Raw genomic sequence first — 19,824 nt, 5'->3', positions numbered from 1 at the left:
CGTGACGTACAGACGGGTGGCCCGGTCCGGCCAGGGCGGCTAGTACGCGGGGAGGTGCGCGGTGACGAAGTCGGTCAGGGTGGCGATGGACTGGAGGCTGTCCAGGCTGAGGTCCAGGGTCGCGACGTCCACCCCGAACCGGGCGTCCACCGCGCCGAGCAGGGTCACCCCGGCGAGTGAGGTGAGGGCGATCTCCGGGCCGAAGAGGTCGGTGTCGGCGGGCAGCGCGGCCACCGCGGCGGCGTCCAGCCGGGCCGCCTCGGCGATCATCGCGCGCAGCTCGCGCTCCACGGCGGCGCGGTCCAGGGTGTCGGTCACGCCTCGGCGTCCTCTCGGTGGTCCTGTTCGGTCACGTGCAGGTAGGGGGGTGGCTCGGGCAGGTCGCCGTGCAGGGACCGTACGAGCACGGCCGCGTCCGGGGCGGTGGCGGGAGCGGTGCCCGGGGCGGTGCCGGGAGCCGTGTCGGGAGTCGTGCCGGGGGTGTCGTCCGCGCGGCGCAGGCCCGCCTGGCGGAGCAGGATCCGCATCTCCAGGTTGGCGTCCGTGGGGCGCAGGGTGACCTGGAAGGTGTCGGCCCCGGCCTCCCGGGCCCGCCGCATCAGCCGGAACAGGAAGGCCGCCGCCGCGCCCCGTCCGGCCACCCGGCAGGACAGCGCCAGCAGCGGCACCGACCAGGCCGCCGGGTCGGTGCGGTCGACGAGGGCGGCGCCGATGACGCCGTAGGAGCCGAAACGGTCCGCCATCCGGGCCGTGTACAGCGCGTGACCCTCGGAGGCGGCCAGCTCGCGCAGCCGGTCCGGGGTGAGACCGGAGGAGTTGAGACGGTGGGTGCGGGCGGCCAGCTCCAGCGCGCGCGGGATCTCGTCGGGCGCGGCCGCGCCGATCGTGAGCCGCATGTCGCACCAGCGCAGGAACTCCTCCCGGCTGCCCGAGAAGCGTTCGCCCTCGGCCCGGCGGGTCTCCTCGGTGCGGTAGCGGCGCACCCGTTCGCGCGACTCGGGGGTGACCTCCCGGCCCTCGAAGGCGGCGAGCAGCGCGGGCACGTCCTCGGGCGCGAGGGTGCGGACACCGGGCAGCAGGGCCTCGACCTCCGCACGCTCGTAGGGGGAGTCGTCCACGAGCACCAGGGCTTCCACGGCGATCCCGAGGTCCTTGGCGATCCGGCGCAGCGACTCGCTCTTGTCCTGCCAGGACACCTGCGGGGCCAGGAAACGCTCCCGCACCTCCGGGCGCCCCGCGAGCCGGTCGAGGACCGTCGGCGCGCTGCGGCTCGCGATGCTGCTCAGCACGCCGCGTGCCGCCAGCGCGTCGATCGCGGCGAGCATCTCGGGCCGGGGGGTGGGGAGTTCGTCGGTGGGGGTCTCCACGGCGATGTCGTCCCAGAGGGTGCCGTCGAGGTCCCATACGACGCACTTGACGCTGTCGGGGTCGTAGCCGGTCACCGGGTGCCCTCGCTCTCCGTCCCCGGCAGGAACAGCTTCATCGACAGGCTGGTCGGGTCGAAGCCGAACTTGCGGTAGACGGTGCGCATCGGGACGTTGCCGACGTGCACCCGGCCGACGACCTCCGTGATGCCCTTGGTCAGACAGAACTCCAGGCCCGCGGTGAGCAGGAGTTCGGCGACGTCACCGCGGTTGTCCAGCGGGGAGACCGCGAGGGAGCGGAAGTTGGCGTACCGGTCGCCGGTCATCGCGTTCTGGTTGACGGACACCCAGCACCAGCCGACGGGTTCGCCGCCGTCCGGAGCGTGGGCGACGATCATGCCCTCCTTCGACTTCTCCATCGCCCGCCCGAGCCGTGCGGACCAGCGCGCGGGGTCGTCGATGGCGTCCTCGCCGAAGGACACCCGGGCGATCTCCGCCTCGAACGCCCCGATCGCCGGAAGGTCGCGCTCGTCGGCCTGCCGGGTGACGTAGGGGTACGCGCGCAGGGTGAGCGCGGCGCGGGCCTCGGGGGTCGGGGGGTGCCAGCCGATGGTGCGGGTGGCCGGTGCGGCAGGTGCAGATGCAGATGCCGGTGCCTTTGCGGGCGTTGGCGCCGGTGCTGCTGTCGGTGTCTGTGCGGCCGTCGTGGGCTGCTGTTCTGCGGGTCGCTGTTCTGCGGGCTGTTCCGCGGGGAGCAGGCGGCCGGGCCGGAAGGGACCCTTGCCGCACCGGGGGCAGCCGTCCTCGCGCAGGGCGGCGACCGACGTCCAGCGGGCGCCGGTCCCGACCGGCACGATCTCGCCGCAGGCCACGCACGCGTACGCGCGCTGCCGGGTCCGCTTGTCGCCGGTGTAGAGGGGACCGCCGTACTCGCCCTGCGCGGGCGCGGAGGCGGTGGAGCTGGTGGTGAGGAGGTGCTGGAAGAAGCCGACACCGCCGAGGATGCCGCTGCCCTCGTACTCGTTGAAGTTGCGGATGTAGCCGTTGGTGACCAGACCGAGGGCCATGATCTCCCGCTGGACCTCCAGCATCTCGTCCGGGCTCTTGCCGCCGAAGGAGAAGAAGACGCTGTGCGCCGGGCCAGGCCGCAGCCCCTCCACCGCACGGGACAGGAAGAGCCGGGCGCCCTCGGGGGTGTACGGCGGGTCGGTCATGGCCACGTCGTACTGGTCGTGGAGTGCGGCGGGCAGCGGCTGCCGCAGATCGTGCCGAACCGTCTCGACGCGGGTGCCGAGTCCCGCCGATACCTTCTGGATGTAGTCGAGGATCTCGGGGGAGATGTCCACGACGGTGACCTTGTCGACGATCGGCCCGCCGAGCACGTCACCCACGACGGCGACGGCCAGCGACACGAGGTCGTCGTCGCCGATCAGCAGCAGCGAGCCGCCCGGCAGCGCGCCCGCCGTCAGCAGCGCGAGCACCCGGCGGACCTTGGTCTCGGCTGTGCAGTGCGACTGGTCGATCGCCATGTCGGCGGCGGGACCCGACTCCATCAGGGCGCGCAGCCGCCGTACCGCCTCGTCCAGTACCTCCGGGATCACCAGCTCGCGGCCGTCGCAGGTGCGGCAGGTGGCGTCGAGGGAGAGGTCCATGCCGAGCTGGGCGACGACGTCCTGTCCGGCCTCGGTCAGCCGGGACGGGCGCTCCTTGGTGACGAGGCCGCGGCGGCGCAGCTCGTTGCCCAGGGCGGCCACGATCGGGACGGGCAGGCCGGTGGCGCGGCTGAGGTCCTTCGTGGAGGCGGGCGCGAGCCGGCGCAGGGCACGCAGGACCGACCGCACCCCGGGCGGACCCTCCTGCAGCCTGACGGCGTCCGCGACTTCCGTGAGCACTTGATCGGCGATGCTGCTCCGAGGGTGCCGACGCGCGTTGGTCACAATGCTGCTCCAGGCCAGCCGATGGGATTAGGGAGTATCGAGTATACGGGCTGGTGAGAGGGTGATCGAACTCGCCGATATCCCGAAGAACGGGAGGGGGTGAAGGGGCGGAACGGGAAGGCGTCGAGAAATGTGCGACGCGCATTTCTCCGGAGGCGTCAACGGCATTTCCGCGGACGCTTTCCCGGAATCCCCGGGAGGTTATTCAGGGGCGAATCCGCCAGCCCCCTCCCTCCCCCCTTGACAACACGGGCGCGCGAGCCCGAGAGCGCTCCGGATGCTACGCTGGGCTCCACCGGGCGCCGCTCGTCGGCCTCGTGACCCTTCCCCTTCGGCCGCGCGGACCAGTGCGGATCCACGCGGTTCTACGCGAAAGGAGACGGGGGCGACGGTTCGTCACCTCCGGTTCCCCATGACCGATTCTGCCAACCTCGCCACCGAGGGTATAAACGTCGACGATCTGTGCTCCTATGCCGTCGACGTATGGGTGAGCGACCACAGCATCCTCACGGACGAGGAGCGTCTCCTCCAGGTGCTGCGCACGGCCGCCGAAAAGGGAAACGCCACGGTGCTCGGTGAGTCGTCGCACGTTTTCCCGAATGGTGCGGTCACGGCGATCCTTCTGCTTTCCGCGTCGCATCTCAGCATTCACACCTGGCCGGAATACAGCCTCGCCAACGTCGACCTGCTCGCCTACGGCCGGCTGAACGGCGAGCGGATGATGCAGAGCGTGGAGCTGGGCCTTTCCCCGACGAAGATCAATGTGACGCGCATGCTGCGCGCGGTGCACTGACCATTTCGACCGCTCCGGCCGGCGACCCCATTCCGGTGGACGTGTGGTGGGCCGGCTCGAATGCCGCCCACGAGGGCCTGCTGCCCCTCCTGGACCCCGTCGAGCGCGGCCGCCACGAGGCGACCGTCCGGCCCGCCGACCGGGCCCGCTTCCTCGTCGGCTGCGCCCTCAGCCGCCTGGTCCTGGGCGAACTCCTCGGACTCCCGCCCGCGCGGGTCCCCCTGCGTCGCGTGTGCCCCCGCTGCGGCGGCCCGCACGGCAAGCCCCGCCTGGACGCGTCGGATTCGGCCGGGCCGTACGACTTCTCGGTCACGCACAGCGGCGACATCATCGGCGTCGCAGTGTGCCGGGGCGCGGAGGTGGGCCTGGACGTCGAGGAGGCCGACGGCCCCGTGGACGTCGCCCTGGCCGCCCGCACGGCCCTCGCCGCCCCCGAACTGGCCGCCCTGAACACCCTCCCGCCCTCCGACCGCAAGGCGGCGTTCCTGCGGACCTGGACCCGCAAGGAAGCGGTCCTGAAGGCCCTGGGCGTGGGCCTGGCCCTCCCCCTCCGCGACCTGCGCCTGTCGCCCCCCGACACCCGGCCGACGGTCCTGTCCTGGCCCGACGGCGTCCCGTCCCCGCCCCCGGCGACGACGATCACGGACCTGGTGGCGGAAACCCCTGCGACGGGCCCGCACCCGGCGGCGGTGGCGGTGATCGGCCGCCCCGGCACACGTCTCGCCGTACGGACACGGCACATCGAGGAAAGGCGCTTGCTCTCGGCGCCCCGCGCTCACCGGGCATAAAAAAGCCCCCGACCTGTTCTCGCTGGTCAGAGGGTGTTTGCGCCCCCGGCAGGACTCGAACCTGCGGCCAAGCGCTTAGAAGGCGCCTGCTCTATCCACTGAGCTACGGGGGCCGGTGTGGTGGCCTCGTACGTGCTGCCCGGGTGTGGGCCGGTCCGTGACGCTGCCGGGGACAAGGATAGGGCTCCCGGTTCCTTGTCCCGGTTGCTTCGCCTCCGTGGCTCAATGTGGAGGTTCAGTGAAGCGGTCCTGATAATCGCAGGCAGGTGCGAATCGTGCATCGCTTTTGACGCCTCGAACCCCGGGTGTTGTGCACTCGTTATGCCTGGGCTGTGCCTGTGTCCCGGTCGCACCTTCCGTCCCTTGTGTCCTATCGGCGCGCAGACATGCCTATATGCTTCATAAATCCCCTAAAATTGGGCATTCTTCGCATGTGGTGACCTTGGACGTACGGCCTCAACTGCTCGACGCACTCTCCGCCCTGCGCGACCGTGTCGCCGCCGCACGCTTCCCGCTGCCCCTGGCGGGGGCGCCACGCGCGCGTGCCAACCGCGACGAACTGCTCGCCCAGCTAGACGACTATCTGGTGCCCCGTCTCAGACAGCCCGAAGCGCCCCTGCTGGCCGTCGTCGGCGGTTCCACCGGCGCCGGCAAGTCGACGCTCGTCAACTCCCTCGTGGGGCGGCGCGTCAGCGAGGCGGGCGTGCTGCGGCCGACGACGCGGACGCCGGTGCTGGTCTGCCATCCGGAGGACCATCACTGGTTCAGCGGCATGCGCGTGCTGCCCGACCTCACCCGCGTGTGGATGCCCCATCAGGAGCCGTCCGACGACCTGTTGCTGCCCGCGGCGGACGGCCGGCGCGTGCTGCGCATCGAGACCGCCGAGTCGCTCCCGCCCGGCCTCGCCCTCCTCGACGCACCCGACATCGACTCCCTCCTCGCCGACAACCGCAACCTCGCCGCCGAACTGCTCTGCGCCGCCGACATCTGGGTGATGGTCACCACGGCCGCCCGCTACGCCGACGCCGTCCCGTGGCATCTCCTGCGCACCGCCAAGGAGTACGACGCCACCCTCGTGACCGTCCTCGACCGGGTGCCCCACCAGGTCGTCGGCGAGGTGTCCCGGCAGTACGGCGCACTCCTCACCAAGGCCGGCCTCGGCGACGTACCGCGCTTCACGGTGCCCGAACTGCCCGAGTCCGCCTGGGGCGGAGGGCTGCTGCCCGCCACCGCCGTCGCCGCCCTGCGGACCTGGCTCGACCAGCAGGCCCAGGACGCCGCCGCCCGCCGCCAGGTGCTCGCCCGCACCGCCCACGGCGTCCTCGACTCCCTCAAGTCCCGGATGCCCGAACTGGCCAGCGCCACCGCCGCCCAGTACGCGGCGGCACTCCGGCTCACCTCGGCCGTCGACGGGGCGTACGACAGCGAGTACACGCGTGTGCGGGGCCGGTTGCAGAGCGGCGCCGTGCTCGCCGGGGACGCCCTCAAACGCTGGCGGGCCTTCCCGCTGGACTGCACCGCCGGTGAACTCCTGGACGCCCTGGTGGAGAGCCTGGCCGCGCTCCTGCTGTGTGCCGTCACCGCCGCCGACGAACGCGTCGACGACTCCTGGCGCCGCGAACCGGCCTCCGCCACACCCGCCCTGACGGACCAGGACTCCACGCCCGACAGCGCCGAACACCGCATCGGCCTTGCCGTACGGCGGTGGCGGCGCGAGCTGGAGGAGTTCGCCGAGGAGGAGGTGCGCTCCCTGGAGCGCGGTGCCGCCGATCCCGAGGCGGTGGCCGCGCTCGTCGCCACGGTCCTGCTGGGCGGCCGCCGGGCGCGCTCCGCGGGTGAGGGGCTCGCCGAGCGGATCGGGGCGCACGGCGCGCTGCGGCTGCGCGACCGGGGCGGACGGCTGCTCGCCGAGCACCTGGACCGCGTGATGCACAACGAACGCGAGCGCCGGCTCGCCCCGCTCGAAGCGCTCGACGTCCATCCCGAGCCCCAGGCGGAGTTGATTGCCGCGCTGTCCGTACTGCAGAAGGAGAGGTGACCGGTGACCGCCGTCACTGACCAGGACCACACGGATCACACCGATCGCACCGATCGCACCGATCGCACCGACCGTGCTGAAGGATCCGACCCTCTTGAGCACTCCGCGCACGCGCACGCGGACGGCGGTGACGAGGACGGTGTCGGCTCGGCGGACGGCCAGCGGCCCGAGGAGGGCGATCGCTCCATGACGGACACGACGGACGCGGCGGACGCGATGGACTCGACGGACGCGACGGGCGCCTCGGCACAGGGCCGGGGCCCCGGGCGGGACGCGGAGACGGGAGCGCGCAAGGAGCCCGCCAAGGACCCGTCCCCGGCCCCCGCCCCCGCGCGCGGGGCAGCCCCCTCCGCCGACCCCGAGGACGGCGTCGGCGCCTGGGACGACGGCCTCATCGCGCGCCGTGTCAACGAAGGCACAGTGGGCGAGCAGGCCGCCGCCGTCGTGGCCGAGACCCGCGCCAGCACCGCCGCGGCCCCCGCCGCCGCCCCGCTCGCCTACGACGGCCCCCTCCGCTCCCGGCTGGACGCGCTGCGCGAACTCGTCGGCCTGTCCCGCGCGCGGCTCGACAACAGGACGCTCGCCGAGGCCGGCCGGGTGCTGGACGAGGCGGCGGCCCGGCGCAAGCTTTCCGGGCAGCACACCGTCGTCGCCATCGCGGGCGCGACCGGCAGCGGCAAGTCCCAGCTCTTCAACACCCTCGCCGGGGTCACCATCTCGGAGACCGGCGTACGGCGCCCCACCACCGCCGCGCCCATCGCGTGCAGTTGGAGCGACGGCGCCGCCCCCCTCATCGACCGGCTGGGCATCCCGGGCCGGCTGCGGCGGCGCCCCGTGCAGAGCGCCGAGGCGGAGGCACAGCTTCGCGGGCTGGTCCTGATCGACCTGCCCGACCACGACTCGGCGGCCGTGCAGCACCGCGAGCAGGTCGACCGCATCCTGGCCCTGGTCGACGCCGTCATCTGGGTCGTCGACCCCGAGAAGTACGCCGACGCCGTCCTCCACGAGCGCTATCTGCGGCCCATGGCGGGCCACGCCGAGGTCATGTTCGTCGTCCTCAACCAGGTCGACCGGCTGCCCGGCGAGGCCGCCGACCTGGTCCTCGACGATCTGCGCCGGCTCCTCGACGAGGACGGCATCGCGCTCGGCGAGTACGGCGAACCCGGCGCCACCGTGCTCGCCCTGTCCGGGCTCACCGGCGACGGGGTGCCCGAACTGCGGGAGCTGCTCGGCCAGTTCGTCGGCGAGCGGGGCGCCGCCGGGCGCCGGGTGTCGGCCGACGTGGACGCCGCCGCGGCCCGGCTGCGGCCCGTCTACGTCACCGGACAGCGCACCGGGCTCAGCGAGGACGCCCGCGACGAGTTCGCGGCGCGGCTCGCGGACGCGGTGGGCGCGACCGCGGCGGGCGACGCCGCCGAACGCGCCTGGCTGCGCAACGCCAACCGGGCGTGCGGCACACCCTGGCTGCGGTTGTGGCGGTGGTGCCAGGACCGGCACGAACAGGCCACCGGGCGGATCCAGGTCCGTACCCCGGCCGACGAGGAGGCCACGGCCCGCCAGCGCGTGGAGCAGGCGGTGCGCACGGTCTCCGACCGGGCCTCCGCGGGGCTCCCGGCGGCCTGGGCGATGGCGGTGCGGGAGGCGGCCGTACGGGGCTCGCAGGGGCTGCCCGAGGCGCTGGACGAGCTGGCCGGACGGGCCGGGCTGCCGCCGGGGCGGCCGCCGCGCCCCGGGTGGTGGCCGGTGGCCGTGCTGGCGCAGGCCGCGATGACGCTGCTTCAGATCGTCGGCGGGCTGTGGCTGGTCGGGCAGATCGCCCACTGGATGGAGCCGAACCTGGGGGTTCCGGTGCTGCTGATGGTGGCGGGCATCCTCGGGGGGCCGGTGGTGGAGTGGAGCTGCCGGATGGCGGCCCGCGGACCGGCGCGGCGCTACGGGCAGGACGCGGAGAGACGCCTGCGGGAGGCCGCCGCCGGGTGCGGCCGGGCCCGGGTGCTGGACCCGGTGGCGGCGGAGCTGCTGCGGTACCGGGAGGTCCGGGAGCAGTACGGGAGGGTTACGGGGGTGGGGGCCGGGATGCGGTGAGGCGGGGAGCGGCGCCGCAGTACGGGTGCCGGTGGGTGGGGGGAGGGGGTGCGGTGTCACTCGTGCGGGTGGCGGGGTTGTCCACAGGCGCGCGGTGGTCCACAGGGCTCGGCGGGTTCGGCCCGGCGGAGGCAGTCTGGCCGTACGGCGATCGCGACGGACGAGGTCGCCGGTGCGGGGGCGGTGCGTGATGGCGGATGCCGTCGCGGCCGCCTGCCGGACGCAGCCGTACGGGAGAGGCCCGTGCGCGCCATCCGCCCGGGGGAGCGTCCGGGCGACGGGAGGGGTTCGCTATGAACGAGACGACGATCTGTGCCGTGGGCAACGTGGCCACCCAGCCGGTCTACCGCGAGACGGCGGCTGGTCCGTCGGCGCGGTTCCGGCTGGCGGTGACCTCGCGCTACTGGGACCGCGAGAAGAGCGAGTGGACCGACGGGCACACCAACTTCTTCACGGTCTGGGCCAATCGCCAGCTCGCGACGCACGCCCAGGCCTCGCTGAACGTCGGCGACCCGGTGATCGTGCAGGGCCGGCTGAAGGTGCGCACCGAGGTGCGCGAGGGGCAGCAGCAGAGCTGGACGTCGGCGGACATCGACGCCGTCGCCCTCGGCCACGACCTGGCGCGCGGCACCTCCGCCTTCCGGCGGGCGCCCAGGCCCGAAGTGCCCGCGAGCACGCCCGCGCAGCCGGAGCCCAACTGGGAGACAGCGCCCCGTGAACCGGTCGCGGTGACGTGATGTCAGGATGTGCTCGTCTATGAGACGACTGCGGCTTATCGACCGATCTGTGGGTGCCGTCGCCGAGTTCACCCCGGATGACCTGGTGGATCTGTCGATGAGCCCTGTCCGTGGACGATCTTGGGGATAACGATTCCGAGTCGGATCGTCCTTCACATGAGATCACCGAGAAGGGTGGTGCGCCCGCGTCTCTAGGATGCCGGACATAGCTCATGGGGCTTCCGATTCTGCTGGTGGAACGTGCCACCCACGTCAACGGCTCCTGCTCGAAGGGGAATTGCGTTGATTTCTTCGTTCTCCGCGCCGTTCGCGCGCCGACGGGACGCGGGACGCAGGGGTGCAGGTCGTAGGGGTACGGGTCGGCTCGGGGTTCGTCTCGCGGCCCGGGTCGCCGCGGCGGCGCTGGTGTCCGGCCTGGCCGCCGTCGGCGTGGTGGCCGGCGCGGGCACGGCCGTCGCCGCCGACGGCGGGGCACGGGGCCAGGGCGGAGCCATCGCGACGATAGGCGGCCTCAAGACGTACGGCGCCGCCGTGGTCCACACGGAGGGCGAGGGCGACCAGGAGATCTCGGCGGGCCTGTTCGAGATGTCCGTCGAGGGCGGCGGCACTCTCCAGACGTACTGCGTCGACCTCTACAACCCCACGCAGAAGGACGCCCGGTACGAGGAGACGCCCTGGAGCGGCACCTCGCTGGGCGCCAACAAGGACGCGGGCCGCGTCGGTTGGATCCTCCAGAACTCCTATCCGCAGGTCAACGACCTCGCCTCGCTCGCGCGGAAGGCCGGCATCACCGGCCTGTTCACCGAGCAGGACGCGGCGGCCGGCACCCAGGTGGCCATCTGGCGCTACTCGGACGACGCGGACGTCAACGCCGTTGACCCGCAGGCCGAGCAGCTCGCGGACTACCTTCAGAAGGCCGCGAAGAGCACGTCGGAGCCCGCCGCGTCCCTGTCCCTCGACCCGGCCGCGGTCTCCGGGCGGCCCGGTGAGCCGCTCGGCCCCGTGACCGTGCGCACCGGTGCGAGCGCCGTGACGGTCACCCCGCCGATGGACGCCGCCACCAGCGGGGTGCGGATCGTCGACGAGAACGGCACACCGGTCACCACCGCGAAGAACGGCAGCCGGCTCTACTTCGACGTGCCCGAGGACGCCGAGGCGGGGACCGCCGAGCTGACCGTGCGGGGTTCGACCACCGTGCCCGTCGGGCGGGCGTTCACCGCGGACAGCCGCAGCCAGACGCAGATCCTGGCCGGCTCCAGCGAGTCGACGGTGTCGGCGACGGCGGGCGTCACCTGGGCGCCCCAGGGCGCTGTACCGGCCCTGTCGGCGGAGAAGAACTGCGCCGCGAACGGCCTCGACATCAGCGCGTCCAACCCGGGCGACGAGGACTTCGTCTTCGAGCTGATGGGCACCGAGTACACGATCCCGGCGGGCGCCTCGCGGACGGTGACGATCCCGCTCCAGGAGGACCAGGCCTACGACTTCACGATCACCGGGCCGCAGGGTGCCGCGTACCGCTTCACCGGCGTGCTGGACTGCCGTACCCAGGCCGCCGAGGCTCGGGACCTGACGACCCAGACCCTCAGCGAGCCGAGCCCGGCCACCGTGGGCGGGACCTCGTCCAGCGACACCAACCTCGCGGAGACGGGTGGTTCCAGCGTGACCCCGATCATCGCGGGCACGGCCATCGGCCTGGTGACGATCGGCGGGGCGACGCTGCTGCTGGTGGGCCGCAAGGAGCAGGCGGGCCGGGCCGGCCGGGACTGAGCCCGCTCGGTGCTCCCCGCCGGAGTTCCCTGCCGGTGCTTCCCGCTCCAGCGCGGGCGATTGTGTGACGCGCCGCCCTGGATGCCCAGAATGTGACGATGTGACATGTCTTATTTAAGGCATGCACACACATACGCGGCGCACCGTGCTCGGTGCCTCGATCGCGGCCGTCGGCGCGGGAGCCCTGGGCGCCTGCACCGGCTCGCCCTCAGGGTCCGGCGCCCCCTCGGCGTCGGGTTCGCCCGCCGGGACCGCCACGCGGACGGTCTCCGGCTCGCAGCCCCGGCCCGGCCCCCCGGCCGCGGCCGGTCCGGCCGACCGCGGCAGCGGCCACGGAACCGGCCATGACGCCGGACGTGGCACCGGTTCCGGTGACGGATTCGCCGGGGGACGCGCGGCCAAGGGGCTCGCCGGGTACGTGACCCCGTCCGGGCCCGAGGTCGAGGCCGCCGAGCGGGAACGCGGCTACGGCCCGGTGCGCAAGTTCAGCCTGACCGCCACCGAGGCCCTGCTCGACCTGGGCGGGCCGACGGTCAGGACCTGGGCGTACGACGGCATGCTGCCGGGGCACGAGATGCGCATCACGAAGGGGGACACCTTCCAGCTCACGTTCGCCAACCATCTGCCGCAGGCGACGACCCTGCACTCGCACGGCATCCGGCTGCGCTGCGACATGGACGGCGTGCCCGGCCTGACCCAGTCCTCCATCCGGCCCGGTGCGGACTTCACCTACCGCTTCGCGGTCTCGCACCCGGGCACCTACTGGGTGCACTCCCACTCCGGCATGCAGCTCGACCGCGGCCTGTACGCCCCGCTGATCGTCGAGGACCCCAGGGAGCCGCTCTCCTACGACAAGGAGTGGGTCGTCGTCCTGGACGACTGGGTCGACGGCGTGGACGGCTCCACCCCCGACGCCGTGTTCGCGGAGCTGAGCCACGGCCGCGGCATGGCGGACATGGGGGAGGGGACGCACGGCTCGGGACACGGCGCTTCCGGCGGGGCTGCGGGCGGGGCAACGGGCCCCTCGCGGATCCTGCACGGGGCGCGCAGCCGTCTCCTCCGCAGCCCCGGCGGCCATGTCGCCTACCCGTACTACCTCGTCAACGGCCGGGTCCCGGAGGCCCCCTCGGTCCTGCGGGCCCGCCCCGGGGACCGGATCCGGCTGCGGATCATCAACGCCGCCGCCGAGACCGCGTTCCGGGTGGCGCTCGGCGGCCACGAGATGACGGTGACCCACACCGACGGCTACCCCGTGCGCCACACCCGTACGGACGCCCTGCTGCTGGGCATGGCCGAGCGCTACGACGTGCTGGTCACCGCCAAGGACGGCGTGTTCCCGCTGGTCGCGCTCGCCGAGGGCAAGAACGCCAAGGCGCTGGCGGTCCTGCGCACCGGCGGCGGACGGCGGCCCGGACCCGGTGCGCACCCCTCGGAGCTGGACGGCCGGATCGTCCCGGCGTCCCGGCTCGTGCCGCACGACTCCGTCGCGCTCTGCGACCGCGCCCCGGACCGTGAGCTGCGCTTCCGGCTGACCGGCGACATGAAGCGGTTCAACTGGAGCTTCGACCGTCAGCCGTACTCCCTGGAGCGCTGCCATCCGGTCCGGCAGGGCGAACGGGTCCGCGTCACCCTCGTCAACGGCACCGACATGTGGCACCCCATGCATCTGCACGGCCACACCTTCGCCCTCGCCGGGATCGGTTCGGCCGGGGCCCGCAAGGACACCGCGGTGGTCCTTCCGCACCGCAAACTCGTCATCGACTTCAACGCCGACAACCCCGGGCTGTGGATGCTGCACTGCCACAACCAGTACCACTCCGAGTCCGGGATGATGACGCTCCTGGGCTACCGCGCCTGAGAGCGGCGACCGCACCACGGGTGAGGCGGCGACCGCCGGCCTCACCCGCCCCGCGGGGTCCATGAGAAAGTGGCGCCGGTCGGCCAGGAACGCGGGGGAGGGGCACATGGGCTTCGAGGAGCGCTGGCAGCGCAGACAGCAGGAGATCGCGGCGGACACCGACACCCGCGAGGCGGACCGGGTCCGCCGCCACAACGACCAGGTCGAGAAGATCCACCAGCAGCACGTTCAGGCGGCCCGCCATGCCTTCGAACGCGGCGACGGCTGGTTCGAGGCGGAGATCCCGCAGCACGCGGTGGGCCGTCTCGACGTCCACGCCGTACTCCGGACCAAGCACGACCACCCCGACGTACCGCGCCCCGCCCGGGGCGACCTCCTCTCCCGGATCGAGGACGAGGGCTGGACCCTGCACACCGCCCAGTACCTCTACGTCCCGACCGGCGAGGAATCCCGCGACAAGGTCTTCTCCTCAGGACAGCAGGTCAGAGCCAGAGGCGACATCCTCGGCATGTACCTGTTCCAACGCCACCCCGACACCAGCCGTCCCGCCCAAAGCCCCAGCTCACAGAGGTCCGGTCAAACGGGTTAACACCCAGGGGTGGACCTCAGGCAAGATGGGATGTATCTGACCACTGCCTGATTTCAAGCTGCCGGACGGTTTCTCTTGGCTGAGTACATCTACACCATGCGCAAGACGCGCAAGGCACACGGCGACAAGGTCATCCTTGACGACGTCACCCTGAGCTTCCTGCCCGGCGCGAAGATCGGTGTGGTCGGGCCGAACGGTGCCGGTAAGTCCACCGTTCTGAAGATCATGGCGGGGCTGGAGCAGCCCTCGAACGGTGACGCGTTCCTGTCGCCCGGGTACAGCGTCGGCATGCTGCTCCAGGAGCCGCCGCTCGACGAGTCCAAGACCGTCCTGGAGAACGTGCAGGACGGCGCGGCCGAGGTCATGGGCAAGCTCAAGCGCTTCAACGAGGTCGCCGAGCTGATGGCGACCGACTACTCCGACGCGCTGCTGGACGAGATGGGCAAGCTCCAGGAGGACCTGGACCACGCCAACGCGTGGGACCTGGACACCCAGCTCGAGCAGGCCATGGACGCCCTGGGCTGCCCGCCCGGCGACTGGCCCGTCACCAACCTCTCCGGTGGTGAGCGCCGCCGCGTCGCGCTCTGCAAGCTGCTGCTGGAGGCCCCCGACCTGCTGCTCCTCGACGAGCCCACCAACCACCTGGACGCCGAGTCCGTGCAGTGGCTGGAGCAGCACCTCGCCAAGTACCCCGGCACCGTCGTCGCCGTCACCCACGACCGGTACTTCCTGGACAACGTGGCCGAGTGGATCCTGGAGCTGGACCGCGGCCGCGCCCACCCCTACGAGGGCAACTACTCCACCTACCTCGACACCAAGGCGACCCGCCTCAAGGTCGAGGGCCAGAAGGACGCCAAGCGCGCCAAGCGGCTCAAGGAAGAGCTGGAGTGGGTGCGGTCCAACGCCAAGGGCCGCCAGGCCAAGTCCAAGGCCCGCCTCGCCCGCTACGAGGAGATGGCCGCCGAGGCCGACAAGATGCGGAAGCTGGACTTCGAGGAGATCCAGATCCCGCCGGGCCCGCGTCTGGGCTCCATCGTCGTCGAGGTCAGCAACCTCTCCAAGGCGTTCGGCGACAAGGTCCTCATCGACGACCTCAGCTTCACCCTGCCCCGTAACGGCATCGTGGGCGTGATCGGCCCCAACGGCGCCGGCAAGACCACCCTCTTCAAGATGATCCAGGGTCTGGAGACCCCGGACTCCGGCGCGATCAAGGTCGGCGAGACCGTCAAGATCTCGTACGTCGACCAGAGCCGCGAGAACATCGACCCGAAGAAGACGCTGTGGGCCGTCGTCTCCGACGAGCTGGACTACATCAACGTCGGCCAGGTCGAGATGCCCTCCCGGGCGTACGTCTCCGCCTTCGGTTTCAAGGGTCCCGACCAGCAGAAGCCGGCCGGCGTGCTCTCCGGCGGTGAGCGCAACCGCCTCAACCTCGCGCTCACCCTCAAGCAGGGCGGCAACCTGCTGCTCCTCGACGAGCCGACCAACGACCTCGACGTCGAGACCCTCAGCAGCCTGGAGAACGCGCTCCTCGAATTCCCCGGCTGCGCCGTGGTCGTCTCCCACGACCGGTGGTTCCTGGACCGGGTGGCGACGCACATCCTCGCCTACGAGGGCGACTCCAAGTGGTTCTGGTTCGAGGGCAACTTCGAGTCCTACGAGAAGAACAAGATCGAGCGCCTGGGGCCGGACGCCGCGCGTCCGCACCGCGCCACCTACAAGAAGCTGACCCGGGGCTGATCGATCTTGCGGCACATCTACCGCTGCCCGCTGCGCTGGGCGGACATGGACGCGTACGGCCACGTCAACAACGTGGTGTTCCTCCGCTATCTGGAGGAAGCCCGTATCGACTTCCTGTTCCGCCCGGACAAGGACTTCCAGCAGGGGTCCGTGGTGGCGCGCCACGAGATCGACTACAAGCGGCAGCTCGTCCACCGGCACCGCCCCGTGGACATCGAGCTGTGGGTCACACGGATAAGGGCCGCGTCCTTCACCATCTGCTACGAGGTGAAGGACGGGGACACCGTCTACGTCCGGGCCTCCACCGTCATCGTGCCGTTCGACTTCGCGACGCAGCGGCCGCGCCGGATCACCGCCGAGGAACGCGAGTTCCTGGAGGAGTACCAGGACGACGCCGAGGAGGCCGTCGCCGCATGACGGTGCTCCACCTCGCCGACGAGGGGGAGGCGGCGGATCTCGCGGCCTTCCTCTCCCGGCTGCTCCACTACGACCGTGGAGCGGCGGTCCGGCTGCAGGCGGCCGGCACCGCACTGGCCGTCTTCGGCCGGCCGCCGTCCTTCGAGGTGCTGGCGATCCGCGCGGTGCGGCTCGCCAAGCCCTACGAGGACGGCCTCACCGTCACCCTGGACGTGACCGTGTCCGCGGGCGAACTGCTGGAGGCGGTCGACGAGTCGGCGGCCACCGCCGCCGTCCCGGCCGCCGTCACGGGACCGCCGTGGGCCGGGGTGCTGCCGCCCCGCGGCGGCTGGCGGCCCGAGCGGGGACTGCCCGCACCGGACGCGCTGCGGGCCACCGTCGGCGCGGCGGTGGGTGAATTCCGGCGCCGCACCGAGGAGTTGGCGCCCCAGAGCCGTACCCGCGCCGAACTCGACCGGACCGGGCGGGAGATCTGGTCCCGGACCGTCGGGGACACCGCGCTGCCCGTCCGCGCCGTGCACGCGGCCCAGTCCCTGGGCTTCCTGCGGGCGGCGTCGGACGCCGAGAACACCGGGAACGCCGAGAACCTGGCGCTGCTCTCGTCGGGTGCGTGGCTGCGGCTGCGCACGCCGTACGGGTCGATCGCCGTACGGCGCGCGGGCGCGGGCCTCGGGATCCCGCCCCTCAGCGTCCGCTGACACAGCGGCGGCCCGGCTTCACTCCGGGGTGTTCACCATCGACGCCGCCGCGTACGTCAGGTAGTTCCACAGCGTCGTCTCGTGCTCCTCGGACAGGCCCAGCTCGTCGACCGCGTCCCGCATGTGCTTCAACCAGGCGTCGTGCGCGGCCCGGTCGACCACGAACGGGGCGTGGCGCATCCGCAGCCGGGGATGGCCGCGGTTCTCGCTGTACGTCGTGGGACCGCCCCAGTACTGCATGAGGAACAGCGCGAGCCGCTCCTCCGCCGGGCCCAGGTCCTCCTCCGGGTACATCGGCTTGAGGATCGGGTCCTCGGCGACCCCCTGGTAGAAACGGTGCACCAGCCGGCGGAAGGTCTCCTCCCCGCCGACCTGCTCGTAGAAGGTCTGCTCCTGAAGCGTGCCGCGCCGAATCTCTTTCACCCTCCCATGGTCTCAGACGCGCGGGGGCCCGAAGGAGGCCAGGGCGGCGCGGGATGCTCGCTTCCCGGCGGCCGGCGCCGCACAGTGGAGGCATGGGTGCCCACGATCCCGCCAGGGACGACGACAAGGGCCTCGCCGGCCTCGGAGACCTCGCACGGCTCGCCGCCGTGGAGCGGGCGGCGCTGGTGGCCGTGATCGAGGCGAGCGGCGCCTTCGCGCCCGACCCGCGCTGGCGGGCCGCGTTCACGGCCGTACCGCGCCATCTCTTCGTGCCGTACTACTACGTCAGCGGTGTCGGCGGCTACGAGCGGCGCTGGGGCGAGAGCCGCGATCCGCGCACCCGGGAGCGCTGGCTGCGCGGCGCCTACGAGGACACCCCGCTGGCCACCCGGCTGCGCGACGGCGAACTGCTCTCCTCCAGCAGCCAGCCCTCGCTGATGGCGCTGATGCTGGCCGCGCTGCGCGTCGAGGACGGCGACCGGGTCCTGGAGATCGGCGCCGGCACCGGCTACAACGCGGCGCTGCTGTCGTACCGGCTCGGCGACGCGTACGTCACCACGATCGACCTCGATCCGGAGATCACGGAGTCGGCGCGCGCGCATCTGGCCGCCGTCGGCTACCACCCGACGGTCGTCACCGGCGACGGGGCGCGCGGAGTGCCGGAGCGGGCGCCGTTCGACCGGATCATCGCGACCTGCACCCTCGCGTCCGTCCCGCGCGCGTGGATCGGGCAGTGCCGTCCCGGGGCGCTGATCCTGGCGCCGATGGCCACCGGACTGGTCGTGCTGACCGTCCGCGACGCCGGGCACGCCGAGGGCCGTTTCCTGCACACGCCCGCCTTCTTCGTGCCGCTGCGCGGGGCGGGCCGGCCCGACGCCGAGCCGGCCGTCTGCGGCGGGGTGCCGCGCCGGGCGCGGGACAGCGACCTGTTCCGCTTCCTGCTGGCCCTCACCCGGGGCACCCTCGACCCGCAGGAGGCGTACGCCCTGTGGGAGCGCGAGGGCATGCCGGGCCGCGAGCGCTACGGCATCACGGTCGACGACGGTGCCGCGTGGGCGTGGCTGGACGAGCCGGAGGGGCCGTACGCCTGGCCCCTGCCGGCCCCCTGACCGCGGGCGCCCTCAGCCCTCTAGCCTCGGCGGACGGTGATCGTCGTCCAGGCGCCGACGTGCACCCGGTCGCCGTCCTGGAGCGGTACCGGAACGAACGGCTGGATGGGCTCCTCGCCGCCGTTGACCGTCGTGCCGTTCGTCGAGTTCTGGTCGACGACCGCCCAGGTGCCGTCCGGCTGCTGGACCAGCACGGCGTGCTGGTGCGAGACGCCCGGGTCCTCCGGCGGCACCGACAGGTCGATGTCGGGGGTCTCGCCGGTGGAGTGACGGCGGCGGCCGATGGTGACCTGGTTGCCGGTGAGCGTGCGCTGCTGCTCGGGGGAGTACGCGGGCAGGTTGAGCCCCGCGGCCTCCGGGCCCGAGCGGTGCATCATCGCCATGAAGTACGCGCGGTCGGGACCGATCGTCGCCGTCCAGGTCGTCGGCTGCTGCTGCGGATAGCCGTAGCCGCCGCCTCCGCCCTGGCCCTGCCCCTGTCCGTGCCCCTGTCCATGGCCCTGTCCGTGTCCCTGGCCCTGGCCCTGGTGGTGGGACGGCGGGGAGATCACCCAGTCGTCGTCACCGCCGCCGAAGGCCGGACCGCCGGTCGGACCGCCGGGCTGCGCGGGACGGCCGCCGCCGGTCTCGTGCGGGTAGCCGGGCGGGGCGGTGGGACCGGCGGGCTGATAGCCCTGCGGACCACCGGGACCACCGGGACCGCCAGGACCGCCCGGACCACCGGGACGGCCGCCCGGCGGCGGGCCCTGCCGCGAGGGGTCCCCGCCGAAGGCACCGGGGGCGCCGGGGCCACCCGGACCCGTGGGCTCCCGGCGGTAGGGGTCGGACGGCGGGCCCGGCTGCTGCTGGCCGAAGCCGCCGCCCGGGGCGGACGGGTCGTGCCCGAACGCGTTGGGGCCGGGCGGCCGCCCGCCGGGTCCCCCCGGACCGGGGTGACCGGACGGCTCACGGCCGTACGACGGTCCCTGCGGACCCGGCGGGATCGGCTCCACGGGCCGGTTCACCTGGGACGGGCGCGAGCTCTGGTAGTCGAAGGAGTCACCGCCGCCGAAGGACGGGGGCGGCGGCTGGAACCGCGGATCGGGGCCCGGACCCGGACCCTGCCCGGGGCCCTGGCTCTGACCCGGGCCCTGGCCCGCGCCGGGCCCGGAGGCCGGCGGGCGAGGGGCGGCCGGGGTGTACGAGGTCGCCGTGTTGGTGAGGAAGTTCCACCGGCACTCCTCGCAGAAGGGCGCGCCGCCCTCGCGGGGCGTACGGCACTGCGGGCACAGCTCGGGCTCGCGCTCCGGCACGGAGGACAGATGCCGTCCGCCGCCGGGCTGGGTGCTCTGCGGGGGCGGGGGCGGGAAGCCGTAACCGGCCGTGGGAGGCGGCGGGGGCGGGGGCGGAGGTACGGCACCGGCCATGCGGTGACCGCACACCTCGCACCAGTCGTCGGAACCCGACTGGTGTCCGTTCGGGCAGGTCGGCATGTCGGCGCG

Annotated in this window: 17 protein-coding genes and 1 tRNA gene; 12 read left to right on the top strand and 6 right to left on the bottom strand. The window is 72.8% G+C overall.

Annotated features, from left to right (window positions below):
• Nucleotides 1–39: 39 nt before the first annotated feature.
• The 3 genes from AFM16_RS14240 to AFM16_RS14230 are packed head-to-tail and all read right to left on the bottom strand — an operon-like array spanning nt 40 to nt 3,301.
• On the bottom strand, nt 40–318 hold the full coding sequence (locus AFM16_RS14240; protein ID WP_078633534.1) for a phosphopantetheine-binding protein: 279 nt from the start codon (nt 316–318) through the stop codon (nt 40–42).
• Nucleotides 315–1,442 carry an HAD-IIIC family phosphatase gene (locus AFM16_RS14235; protein WP_078633533.1) on the bottom strand — a complete coding sequence of 376 codons (1,128 nt, stop codon included), beginning with the start codon at nt 1,440–1,442 and terminating at the stop codon, nt 315–317. The genes AFM16_RS14240 and AFM16_RS14235 overlap by 4 nt, the downstream gene beginning before the upstream one ends.
• Complete coding sequence (locus tag AFM16_RS14230; protein WP_245177693.1) at nt 1,439–3,301, bottom strand: GNAT family N-acetyltransferase; 1,863 nt, start codon at nt 3,299–3,301, stop codon at nt 1,439–1,441. The genes AFM16_RS14235 and AFM16_RS14230 overlap by 4 nt, the downstream gene beginning before the upstream one ends.
• A 412-nt stretch (nt 3,302–3,713) precedes the next feature.
• Here AFM16_RS14230 and speD point away from each other — a divergent pair, with 412 nt between their 5' ends.
• Complete coding sequence (speD, locus tag AFM16_RS14225; protein ID WP_030779703.1) at nt 3,714–4,094, top strand: adenosylmethionine decarboxylase; 381 nt, start codon at nt 3,714–3,716, stop codon at nt 4,092–4,094.
• A gap of 35 nt (nt 4,095–4,129) precedes the next feature.
• Nucleotides 4,130–4,882, top strand: coding sequence for a 4'-phosphopantetheinyl transferase family protein (locus AFM16_RS14220; protein WP_078633531.1), 753 nt, complete (start codon nt 4,130–4,132; stop codon nt 4,880–4,882).
• Between the two features lie 40 nt (nt 4,883–4,922).
• Here AFM16_RS14220 and AFM16_RS14215 read toward each other — a convergent pair.
• A tRNA-Arg gene (locus AFM16_RS14215) sits at nt 4,923–4,995 on the bottom strand.
• 320 nt (nt 4,996–5,315) lie between these two features.
• On the opposite strand from AFM16_RS14215, the gene AFM16_RS14210 reads away from it, so the two are divergent.
• The 9 genes from AFM16_RS14210 (at nt 5,316) to AFM16_RS14170 (ending at nt 16,811) form a co-directional block, all read left to right on the top strand.
• Nucleotides 5,316–6,920 carry a dynamin family protein gene (locus AFM16_RS14210; protein ID WP_030779698.1) on the top strand — a complete coding sequence of 535 codons (1,605 nt, stop codon included), beginning with the start codon at nt 5,316–5,318 and terminating at the stop codon, nt 6,918–6,920.
• A 3-nt stretch (nt 6,921–6,923) separates the two neighbouring features.
• The gene (locus AFM16_RS14205) at nt 6,924–9,005 is read left to right on the top strand and encodes a YfjP family GTPase (RefSeq protein ID WP_078633530.1); all 2,082 of its coding nucleotides are present in this window, start codon (nt 6,924–6,926) and stop codon (nt 9,003–9,005) included.
• Between the two features lie 293 nt (nt 9,006–9,298).
• Nucleotides 9,299–9,742: a single-stranded DNA-binding protein gene (locus AFM16_RS14200; RefSeq protein WP_078633529.1), complete on the top strand. Its 444-nt coding sequence runs from the start codon at nt 9,299–9,301 to the stop codon at nt 9,740–9,742.
• A 402-nt stretch (nt 9,743–10,144) separates the two neighbouring features.
• A complete protein-coding gene (locus tag AFM16_RS14195) occupies nt 10,145–11,509 on the top strand; it encodes a Cys-Gln thioester bond-forming surface protein (RefSeq protein ID WP_107419277.1) in 1,365 nt (454 codons plus the stop codon).
• Between the two features lie 121 nt (nt 11,510–11,630).
• A complete protein-coding gene (locus AFM16_RS14190) occupies nt 11,631–13,367 on the top strand; it encodes a multicopper oxidase family protein (RefSeq protein WP_078633527.1) in 1,737 nt (578 codons plus the stop codon).
• A 106-nt stretch (nt 13,368–13,473) separates the two neighbouring features.
• The gene (locus AFM16_RS14185) at nt 13,474–13,956 is read left to right on the top strand and encodes a hypothetical protein (RefSeq protein ID WP_078633526.1); all 483 of its coding nucleotides are present in this window, start codon (nt 13,474–13,476) and stop codon (nt 13,954–13,956) included.
• Between the two features lie 75 nt (nt 13,957–14,031).
• Complete coding sequence (gene ettA, locus AFM16_RS14180) at nt 14,032–15,696, top strand: energy-dependent translational throttle protein EttA (protein WP_030779666.1); 1,665 nt, start codon at nt 14,032–14,034, stop codon at nt 15,694–15,696.
• 6 nt (nt 15,697–15,702) lie between these two features.
• Nucleotides 15,703–16,113 carry an acyl-CoA thioesterase gene (locus AFM16_RS14175; RefSeq protein WP_030779663.1) on the top strand — a complete coding sequence of 137 codons (411 nt, stop codon included), beginning with the start codon at nt 15,703–15,705 and terminating at the stop codon, nt 16,111–16,113.
• Nucleotides 16,110–16,811, top strand: a complete 702-nt coding sequence (locus AFM16_RS14170) for a DUF8185 domain-containing protein (protein WP_030779660.1) — start codon at nt 16,110–16,112, stop codon at nt 16,809–16,811. The genes AFM16_RS14175 and AFM16_RS14170 overlap by 4 nt, the downstream gene beginning before the upstream one ends.
• An 18-nt stretch (nt 16,812–16,829) precedes the next feature.
• Here AFM16_RS14170 and AFM16_RS14165 read toward each other — a convergent pair whose 3' ends face one another.
• Complete coding sequence (locus tag AFM16_RS14165; protein WP_030779656.1) at nt 16,830–17,234, bottom strand: globin; 405 nt, start codon at nt 17,232–17,234, stop codon at nt 16,830–16,832.
• 92 nt (nt 17,235–17,326) lie between these two features.
• Here AFM16_RS14165 and AFM16_RS14160 point away from each other — a divergent pair, with 92 nt between their 5' ends.
• Complete coding sequence (locus AFM16_RS14160) at nt 17,327–18,343, top strand: methyltransferase domain-containing protein (RefSeq protein WP_078633525.1); 1,017 nt, start codon at nt 17,327–17,329, stop codon at nt 18,341–18,343.
• Between the two features lie 20 nt (nt 18,344–18,363).
• Here the strand turns inward: AFM16_RS14160 and AFM16_RS14155 are convergent, their stop codons facing one another.
• Nucleotides 18,364–19,815, bottom strand: coding sequence for an FHA domain-containing protein (locus tag AFM16_RS14155; protein ID WP_078633524.1), 1,452 nt, complete (start codon nt 19,813–19,815; stop codon nt 18,364–18,366).
• Nucleotides 19,816–19,824 lie beyond the last annotated feature (9 nt).

Source organism: Streptomyces antibioticus (assembly GCF_002019855.1).
Lineage (GTDB): Bacteria > Actinomycetota > Actinomycetes > Streptomycetales > Streptomycetaceae > Streptomyces > Streptomyces antibioticus_B.
This window is presented reverse-complemented; position numbering and strand designations above follow the sequence as displayed.

Excerpts from the sequence above, each read along its gene's own strand:
- AFM16_RS14170 (WP_030779660.1), top strand. The coding sequence starts at position 16,110 with ATGACGGTGCTCCACCTCGCCGACGAGGGGGAGGCGGCGGATCTCGCG.
- speD (WP_030779703.1), top strand. The coding sequence starts at position 3,714 with ATGACCGATTCTGCCAACCTCGCCACCGAGGGTATAAACGTCGACGAT.
- AFM16_RS14200 (WP_078633529.1), top strand. The coding sequence starts at position 9,299 with ATGAACGAGACGACGATCTGTGCCGTGGGCAACGTGGCCACCCAGCCG.
- AFM16_RS14155 (WP_078633524.1), bottom strand. The coding sequence starts at position 19,815 with ATGCCGACCTGCCCGAACGGACACCAGTCGGGTTCCGACGACTGGTGC.
- AFM16_RS14190 (WP_078633527.1), top strand. The coding sequence starts at position 11,631 with ATGCACACACATACGCGGCGCACCGTGCTCGGTGCCTCGATCGCGGCC.
- AFM16_RS14160 (WP_078633525.1), top strand. The coding sequence starts at position 17,327 with ATGGGTGCCCACGATCCCGCCAGGGACGACGACAAGGGCCTCGCCGGC.
- AFM16_RS14185 (WP_078633526.1), top strand. The coding sequence starts at position 13,474 with ATGGGCTTCGAGGAGCGCTGGCAGCGCAGACAGCAGGAGATCGCGGCG.